Genomic DNA, 8382 nt, shown 5'->3' on the forward strand with positions numbered 1-8382 from the left:
CGGTCCGGCAGCAGCGGCTCGATGCGTGCCCACTGGGCGTCAGTCAACGACACACATCAACCAACGATCAGATGATCCGAAAGAAACGGCCTAGGGCGCGGCGGTCCCGTCGGCCGGCACGAACCGGCCGTACCCACCCCGGTAGAAGAGCAGCGGACCGTCGTCGTCGCCCGCGCCGAGGGCGTGCACCCGGGCGACCACGATGTGGTGGTCGCCCGCCGGGTGTTCCGCCTCCACCGAGCACTCCAGCCAGGCGAGCGCTCCGTCCAGCACCGGCTGTCCCGACGGCGACCCGGACCACGCCACCGAGGCGAACTTGTCCGGGTCGCTGCGGGCGAGCCGCCGGGAGGTCTGCTCCTGCCCGGCACCCAGGATGTTGACGCAGATCCGTGCGGAGGTCCGCAAGCCGGGCCAGGTCCGGCTGTCCCGCCCCGCGCAGAACGACACCAGCGGCGGATCCAGCGACACCGAGGTGAAGGAGTTCACCGTCAGACCGCTCGGCCGGGTGCCGTCGCCGGGCAGCCCCGTGACCACGACCACCCCGGTCGCGAATCGCCCGAGTGCGCTGCGGAACGCGTCCGCGTCGGGTCGCCCCGGGGCGACCGTGAATCCGGTGGCTGTCATCCGTCCAGGATCGGCGGCGCCGCTAAAGCCGCGCCAATTCCCGGCTGAATTAGGGCTGCTTTAGCGATCGGTCCTAGCGTCCGGACCGAAAGGGAAAGGAGGTCGAACGTGGTGGACCGCACCGTGCACGTTCTGTCCGCGGGAACCGCCCTGCCCGGGCAGCCCGTCGACACCGAGGCATTGGCCGACCGATTTGGAATGGACCGTTTGTGGGTCCAATGGGTAGACACGTTCATCGGCACCCGCACCCGGTACCTCGCACTCGATCTGGAAACGGGGGAGCCCCGCGAATCCCTCGCCGACCTCGCCACCGCCGCGGCCACCACCGCCCTGGCCCGGGCCCGGGTGTCGGCCGATGACATCGACCTCGTGGTCCTGGGCACGGCGACCCCCGACACCCTGATGCCGGCCACCGTCAACGTCGTCGCCGACCGGCTGCGCATCGACGGCGTCCCCACGTTCCAACTCCAGTCGGGCTGTTCGGGCGCCGTCCAGACCTTCGACCTCGCCACCTCGCTGCTGTCCACCGGCCGCTACCGCACCGCCCTGGTGCTCGGCGGCGACGTGATCGCCAAGCACTACGACGTGACCACGGACCTGCGGACCCTGCCGCCGGAGGAACTCGTCAACTACGTGCTCTTCGGTGACGGCGCCGGAGCGGCCGTCCTCAGCACGGAGCACCACCCCACCAGCCCGCGCATCCGCTCCGTGCTCACCCGCCTGGCCGGCCTGGACCGGGCGCCGGGCCAGGTCCTCCAGTGGTACGGGCTCGCCGACCGCGACAGCGCCCGCGCCCCCGCGCAGGAGGACTACAAGGCCATCGAGGAACGCGTGCCCGAACTCGCCGACGAGGTGGCCCGGGAACTCCTCGACGACCTGGGGTGGGAACACCAGGACGTGGACTGGCTGCTGCCGCCGCAGCTCTCCGTCACCATGACCGAGCGGATCGCCGAGCGCCTCGACTTCCCGAAGGCACAGGAGATCACCTGCGTCGGGGAGACCGGCAACAACGGCAACGCCCTGCTCTTCTTCCAACTGGAACGGCTGCTCGACCGGATCGTGGCCCCGTCCCGGGCGATCGCCGTGGCCATCGAGTCCAGCAAGTGGATCAGATCCGGGCTCGCCCTGGAACTGGACGGAGGAGTCTGACATGGCCGTCCCCCTCACCAGAACGGAATTCGTGGGAATCCTGCGCGACGAGATCGGCCTGGACGTCACCGAGGCCGACCTCGGACGCGGACTCGACGAACTGACGGGCTGGGACTCCGTCCATCTCCTCGCCCTCCTCGTCCTGCTGGAAAAGGAGATCGGCACCCCGCTGTCCCTCCCGGATTTCCTCGATGCCGGAAGCCTGGAATCGATCTACGAATTGGTGACCCCGTGACGGAGCGCCCCTTTCCCACCCAGCGTCGGCACACCCTGTTCTTCCTCGACCAGATCCGCGATTTCGCACCGGTCCACCTCGACACGGAGGTCGACGCCACCGCGATCGTCGCCTCGCGCCGCCGCGCGGTCGAGGCGGGCACCCGCCGCTCCGTCGTCGCCCATGTGGTGCACGCCGCCGCCGCGGTGCTGCGCGAGCACCCCGAGGCCAACGGCGCGATCCAGGGCCGGCTCGATCCGACCGTCGCCACCTACGACACCGTCAGCGCCAAGGTCACCCTGGACCGCACGCTCGACGGCCACCGGGTCGTCCTCGCCACGGTCATCCCCGTACCGGAGGACGAAACCCTCGACGGCGTCCAGGCCCATCTGGACCGGGTCGCCACCGAGGACCCCGACACCGCCGAACGGTTCGCCCCCCTCCGCGCCCTGCGCTCCCTGCCCTGGCGGGAGGCGCTGGACCGGTTCCGGACGGCGGCCGGGCTCCTCCACCGGCGCCCCGAGATCACCGGCACGTTCAGCGTCACCTCCCTCGGCCACCGGGCCGTCGACGGCTTCCACTCCGTGGGCGGCACCACCGTCACCCTCGGCGTCGGCCGCATCGTCGACCGACCCGTGGTCCGCGACCACGAGATCACCGTCGCACCGGTCCTGCGGCTCTCCCTCACCTTCGACCACCGGGTGATCGACGGAGCCGAAGCCGCCGACGTCCTCACCGAGATCAAGGACGCGCTGGAGGAGCACCCCGCATGACCCACCCCCACGCACCCCGGGCCACCGGCGACGGGAACGACCTGGACGAACTCAAACGCTTCGTCGTGGCCCACGCCCTCTCCCAGGGACTGCCCGCCGACCACCACGCCCCGGTCCTGGACCGGATCACCACCGACACCGGCGACGCACCCGGTTCCTGGGCGTACGAATGGATCCGCGCCGGCGACGAACGGGACGCCGCCGGCGCCACGTTGGCCGCCAGCCAGTACTACGTCATGGGACGCTTCCCCTACGTGGACGGCCCCGGCCGGGCCCGTGCCCTGCACCGCGCGGTCGACGCCTTCGACCGCTGGCGCACCACCGGACCGACCGGCATCGAAGCGGAGACCGTCGACATCGACGGCGTCCCCGTCCGCATCTGGACCGCCGGCCTGTCCGCGCAGGACCCCCGCCCCCTCCTCGTGATCACCGGCGGCATCGTCAGCCCCAAGGAACAGTGGGGCGCCCTGCTCCCGCAGATCACCGCCCTCAAACTGGCCGGCGTCGTCGCCGAACTCCCGGGTGTCGGCGAGAACCCCCTGCGCTACGCCCGCGACAGCACCCGGCTGTTCACCGCCCTCCTCGACGCCCTGGCCGGCCGGGCGGACGTCACCCGGACGTACCTCCTGGCGCTCAGCTTCAGCGGACACCTGGCGATCCGCGCGGCGCTCACCGACCCCCGCATCCGCGGCATCGTCGGCAACGGCCCCCCGATCCACGACTTCTTCACCGACACCACCTGGCAGCGCAACGTCCCCGCGGTCACCAGGAACACCCTCGCGCACCTCGTCGGCGTCCCCCCGCAGGACGTCCACGCCCACCTGCACGACTGGGCCCTCAGCGACGACGAACTGCGCGCACTCGACGTCCCGTTGGCCGCGGTCACCGCACTCCGGGACGAGATCGTCCCGCCGGGCGACCCGGAACGGCTCAAACGACACGTCACCGACCTGCGGCTGCTGGAGCACGACGACGTCCACGGGGCGCCCCGGCACCTCGCCGAGACGAAGGCGTGGAGCCTCCTCGCCCTGCAACGCATGCGCCCGGACGCCGACCCGGCCGTCACCGAGCGACTCGTCGCGGCCGTCGCCGCCGCACGACGACCGGGGCCGACCCCGTGACCACCCCGACCAGCCGGACCGCCGCCCCGTCCACGCCGGTCGCCGGCGACTGGCTGCGCCAGTACGCACCGGCGCACGCGGACGCGCCCTGGGTGGTGCTCTTCCCGCACGCCGGGGGATCCGCCGGCTTCTTCGCCCCCCTCGCCCGCGCCCTCGCCCCCTCCGTCCGGGCCCTCGCGGTGCAGTACCCCGGCCGGCTGGAGCGCCGCGACGTGCCACCCGCCGAAGACCTCAGGGAACTGGCCCACGGCGCCGCCGCGGCGATCGCGGAAGCCGTCGAGCGGACCCCCGGCCCCCCGCGCAGCGCCCCCCTGGCCTACTTCGGACACAGCATGGGCTCCCTCGTCGCCTACGAAGCCGCCCTGCTCGGCGAACGCGGCCGGGCCCCCGCCCCCGACGCACTGATGGCCTCCGCCGGACGCGCCCCCGCCCGCACCCGCGTCGACCCCGCCGTCCTGCTCAGCGACGAGTCCCTCATCGACGAGGTCCGGCTGCTCGGCGGGACCGACCGGGCCGCCCTCGACAACCCGGACCTACGGGCCCTGATCCTCCCCGTGCTGCGCGCCGACTACCGCGCCCTCCAGCGCTACGTCCCCACCCCCGCGACCCGGGTCCGCTGCCCGGTCACCGTACTGATCGGCGAGGACGACCCCCTGGTGCCGCTCGCCGACGCCGGGCGCTGGCGCGACCACACCACGAACCGCTTCCGGCTCCACGTGCTGCCGGGCGACCACTTCTACCTGAATCCGCGGCTGCCGGACGTGGTGGACACCGTACGCACGGTGCTCGCCGACGTGTCCCGACCGAGAGCGAGGCTGTAGTTGAGCGGCAACGGCAACGACGTACGGGAAGCCCCCACGACCCCGGTCGCCGTGATCGGCACGGCGTGCCGACTGCCCGGCGCACCCGACCCCGACGCCCTGTGGGAGCTCCTGCGCGAGGGGCGCAGCGCCATCCGTGAGGTGCCCGGGCACCGCGGCGACCCGGACGCCGTCGCACGGCTGGCCACCGGCCACCCCGGCATCCGGTACGGCGGCTACCTCGACGCCATCGACGGGTTCGACCCCGAGTTCTTCGGGATCTCCCCGCGCGAAGCCGCCGCCATGGACCCCCAACAGCGGCTCGTCCTCGAACTCGCCTGGGAGGCGCTGGAACACGCGGGCATCCTGCCCGCCTCGCTGCGCGCCACCCGCACCGGCGTCTTCGTCGGCTCCCTCGCCGACGAGTACGGTGCGCTCGCCCGCGGGACCGCCCCGGGCCGCCACACCCTCACCGGCACCACCCGGGGCATCATCGCCAACCGCGTCTCGTACGCGCTGGGCCTCGGCGGACCCAGCATCGCCGTCGACACCGCCCAGTCCTCCTCGCTGGTCGCCGTCCACCTGGCCTGCGAGAGCCTGCGGCGCGGGGAGTCGGAACTCGCGCTGGCCGGCGGGGTCAACCTGATCGTGGACCCCGCGTCCACCGCGGCCGTCGCCCGGTTCGGCGGGCTGTCGCCGGACGGCCACTGCTACACCTTCGACCGCCGCGCCAACGGCTACGTACGCGGTGAGGGCGCCGGGCTCGTGCTGCTCAAGCCGCTCGACGCCGCCCTGCGGGACGGCGACACCGTGCACGCCGTGCTGCTCGGCAGCGCCGTCAACAACGACGGTGCGACCGACGGCCTCACCGTGCCCAGCCCCCGTGCCCAGGCCGAGGTGATCCGGCGGGCCTGCGCGGCGGCCGGGGTGTCGCCCGCCGCGCTCCAGTACGTCGAACTGCACGGCACCGGAACACCGGTGGGCGACCCGTTGGAGGCCCGTGGGCTCGGGCTGGCCCGGGACGACCTCGCGGAGCGACCCGTCCTGGAGGTCGGCTCGGTCAAGACCAACCTGGGGCACCTGGAGGGCGCGGCGGGGATCGCGGGGCTGCTCAAGACCGTTCTGGGCGTGGCCCGGCGGGAGCTGCCCGCCACGCTCCACCACCGGGACCCCCACCCCGACATCGACCTGACCGGACTGCGGCTCGCCGTCCGTACCGAGGGCGGCTCCTGGCCCCGCCCGGACGAACGGCTCCTCGCGGGTGTCAGCTCCTTCGGCATGGGCGGCACCAACTGCCACGTCATCGTCGCGGAGGCGCCCGACCCGGCGGCACCCCGGCCGCAGCCGGGCCCCACCCCGGCCGTCCCCCTGGTCCTGAGCGCCCGCACCGGCACCGCACTGCGGGCCCAGGCGGCGCGGCTCGCCGCTGCGTTGGACCGGGCGGGCGACCCGCCCGGCGGCCTCGCCCGCGCCCTGGCCACGACCCGCACCGCCTTCGCGCACCGCGCCGCCGTCACCGGGGACGTACGGCGGGGGCTCGCCGCGCTCGCCGAGGGGCGTGCCGCGGCCGGAGTGCTCACCGGGCGGGCCGGCGGGGGCACCACGGCCCTGCTCTTCCCGGGCCAGGGCAGCCAACGGCTCGGCATGGGGCGGGAGGCGTACGCGACCCTGCCCGAGTGGCGGTCCGCCTTCGACGAGGTCGCCGCCGCGCTCGCCCCCCAGCTGCTCCACCCCGTCGACCGGGTCATCTGGGCGGAGCCCGACAGCGGGGCCGCGGAACTCCTCGACCGGACCGCGTACACCCAGCCGGCGCTGTTCGCCGTCCAGGTGGCGACCCACCGGTGGTTGGCGACGCTCGGCGTCTCGCCGGCCTTCGTCGCCGGACACTCGATCGGTGAGGTCGCGGCCGCCCACGCCGCGGGCATGATCGGCCTCGATGACGCCGCGCACCTCATCGCGGCCCGGGGGAGGTTGATGGACGCGCTGCCTGCGGGCGGCGGCATGCTCGCCGTGGGCGCGTCCGAGGAGCAGATCGCCGGACTGCTGGCCACCACCGGCGGCGCCGTGGGCCTGGCCGCGGTGAACGGCCCGGCGTCGGTGGTCGTCTCGGGCGAAGCGACCGCCCTCGACACGATCGCCGCACTGGCCGGGGAACAGGGGTACCGCCTACGCCGGCTGGACGTCAGCCACGCCTTCCACTCCCCGCTGATGGAACCCGTGCTGGGGGAGTTCCGCCGGGCCCTGTCCCGGGTCACCTTCCGACCGGCCCGCGTCCCCTTCGTGTCGACGGTCACCGGTGACCTGGTGGAGACCACGGACGCCGACTACTGGGTGGAGCACGCACGACTGCCCGTCCGGTTCGACGCGGCGGTGCGCCGGCTGCGGGAACACGGCGTGGGCGTCTTCGTGGAGACCGGACCGGGCACGACGCTGAGCGCACTCGGGCGGGAGCTCACCGAAGGAGCCGCCACGCACGTTCCCGTCCTCGGCAAGGACGGCGATCCGGCGCAGGCCCTCGGCCGCCTATTCACCGGCGGGGCGAACCCGCACTGGGACGCCGTCCTGCCGCCGGGCGGACCGCGCACGGCACTGCCCACGTACGCCTTCCAGCGGGAGCGGTACTGGCTGGACCCGGCACCCGGCGAGGACCGTGACGAGCCCGCACCCGCCGAGCCCGCGGCAGCACCGACCGCCCCGGCCGTCGACACCGCCCCCGACCTCGAACGCCGGGTCCTCGAAGAGCTGGCCGCCGTGCTCGGCTTCACCGACCCGGCGCGCGTCGACCGCACCACCACCTTCAAGGACCTCGGACTCGACTCACTGGGCCTGGTGGAGTTCCGTGATCGACTCAGCGGAGCCCTCGACGTGCAGATCCCCGTCGCCACCCTCTACGCCCACCCCACCGCCGACGACCTCCTCACCCGACTGGGCGCCCCCTCGGCCAAGCCGGTGGAGGTTCCGGTGCGGGGGACGGCGGACGACGATCCGGTGGTGATCGTGGGGATGGGGTGCCGTTTCCCGGGGGGTGTGGAGTCGCCGGAGGACCTGTGGCGGTTGGTGTTGGACGAGGTGGATGCGATCGGTCCCTTCCCGACCGACCGCGGCTGGAACCTCGACACCCTCTTCTCGTCCGACCCCGAACGCACCGGTACCTCCCTCACCCGGCACGGTGGATTCCTCGACACCGTCGCCGAGTTCGACGCCGAGTTCTTCGGCATCAGCCCGCGCGAGGCCCTCGCCCTCGACCCGCAGCAGCGGTTGTTGCTCCAGGTCAGTTGGGAGGCGTTGGAGCGGGCCGGCATCGACCCCCACTCGTTGAAGGGATCCGACACCGGAGTCTTCATCGGGGCGACCGCCTCCGACTACACCCCCCGGCTGCACGAGGGGGGTTCGGGCTCCGACGGCTATCTGCTCACCGGCTCCGCGATCAGTGTGGCGTCGGGTCGGATCGCGTACGTGTTGGGGTTGCGGGGGCCGGCGTTGACGGTGGACACGGCGTGCTCCTCGTCGTTGGTCGCGCTGGACCTCGCCGTGCGCGCGGTGCGCTCGGGGCAGTGCGCCACGGCCTTGGCCGGTGGCGTGGCCGTGCTCGCTTCGCCCGGCATGTTCGTGGAGTTTTCGCGGCAGCGGGGGTTGTCGGTGGATGGTCGGTGCCGGTCGTTTGGTGAGGGTGCGGGTGGTACGGGGTGGGGTGAGGGTGT

7 protein-coding genes are annotated in these 8382 nt (G+C 73.4%); 6 read left to right on the forward strand and 1 reads right to left on the reverse strand.

The window, feature by feature from the left end; genetic code table 11:
* Positions 1-90 precede the first annotated feature (90 nt).
* Positions 91-624 carry a flavin reductase gene (locus ACFYOU_RS33210; protein ID WP_391311018.1) on the reverse strand — a complete coding sequence of 178 codons (534 nt, stop codon included), beginning with the start codon at positions 622-624 and terminating at the stop codon, positions 91-93.
* 108 nt (positions 625-732) lie between these two features.
* Between ACFYOU_RS33210 and ACFYOU_RS33215 the strand changes: the two genes are divergently transcribed.
* The 6 genes from ACFYOU_RS33215 to ACFYOU_RS33240 all read left to right on the forward strand — a co-directional run.
* Positions 733-1773: a 3-oxoacyl-[acyl-carrier-protein] synthase III C-terminal domain-containing protein gene (locus tag ACFYOU_RS33215; protein ID WP_391311021.1), complete on the forward strand. Its 1041-nt coding sequence runs from the start codon at positions 733-735 to the stop codon at positions 1771-1773.
* A gap of 1 nt (position 1774) precedes the next feature.
* A complete protein-coding gene (locus ACFYOU_RS33220; RefSeq protein WP_389764276.1) occupies positions 1775-2008 on the forward strand; it encodes a phosphopantetheine-binding protein in 234 nt (77 codons plus the stop codon).
* On the forward strand, positions 2005-2760 hold the full coding sequence (locus ACFYOU_RS33225; RefSeq protein ID WP_391311024.1) for a 2-oxo acid dehydrogenase subunit E2: 756 nt from the start codon (positions 2005-2007) through the stop codon (positions 2758-2760). The genes ACFYOU_RS33220 and ACFYOU_RS33225 overlap by 4 nt, the downstream gene beginning before the upstream one ends.
* A complete protein-coding gene (locus ACFYOU_RS33230; protein WP_391311026.1) occupies positions 2757-3881 on the forward strand; it encodes an alpha/beta hydrolase in 1125 nt (374 codons plus the stop codon). Before ACFYOU_RS33225 ends, ACFYOU_RS33230 begins: the two co-directional genes overlap by 4 nt.
* Positions 3878-4702, forward strand: coding sequence for a thioesterase domain-containing protein (locus ACFYOU_RS33235; protein WP_391311028.1), 825 nt, complete (start codon positions 3878-3880; stop codon positions 4700-4702). Before ACFYOU_RS33230 ends, ACFYOU_RS33235 begins: the two co-directional genes overlap by 4 nt.
* The coding region (locus ACFYOU_RS33240) for a beta-ketoacyl synthase N-terminal-like domain-containing protein (RefSeq protein ID WP_391311030.1) at positions 4703-8382 on the forward strand (3680 nt) is incomplete at its 3' end.

This window comes from Streptomyces sp. NPDC005955 (genome assembly GCF_042871255.1).
In the GTDB taxonomy this organism is placed as follows: Bacteria; Actinomycetota; Actinomycetes; order Streptomycetales; family Streptomycetaceae; genus Streptomyces.

What these genes read in the sequence shown, in the direction of transcription:
- ACFYOU_RS33210 (WP_391311018.1), bottom strand. Translation starts at nt 624, where the DNA reads ATGACAGCCACCGGATTCACGGTCGCCCCGGGGCGACCCGACGCGGAC.
- ACFYOU_RS33220 (WP_389764276.1), top strand. Translation starts at nt 1,775, where the DNA reads ATGGCCGTCCCCCTCACCAGAACGGAATTCGTGGGAATCCTGCGCGAC.
- ACFYOU_RS33230 (WP_391311026.1), top strand. Translation starts at nt 2,757, where the DNA reads ATGACCCACCCCCACGCACCCCGGGCCACCGGCGACGGGAACGACCTG.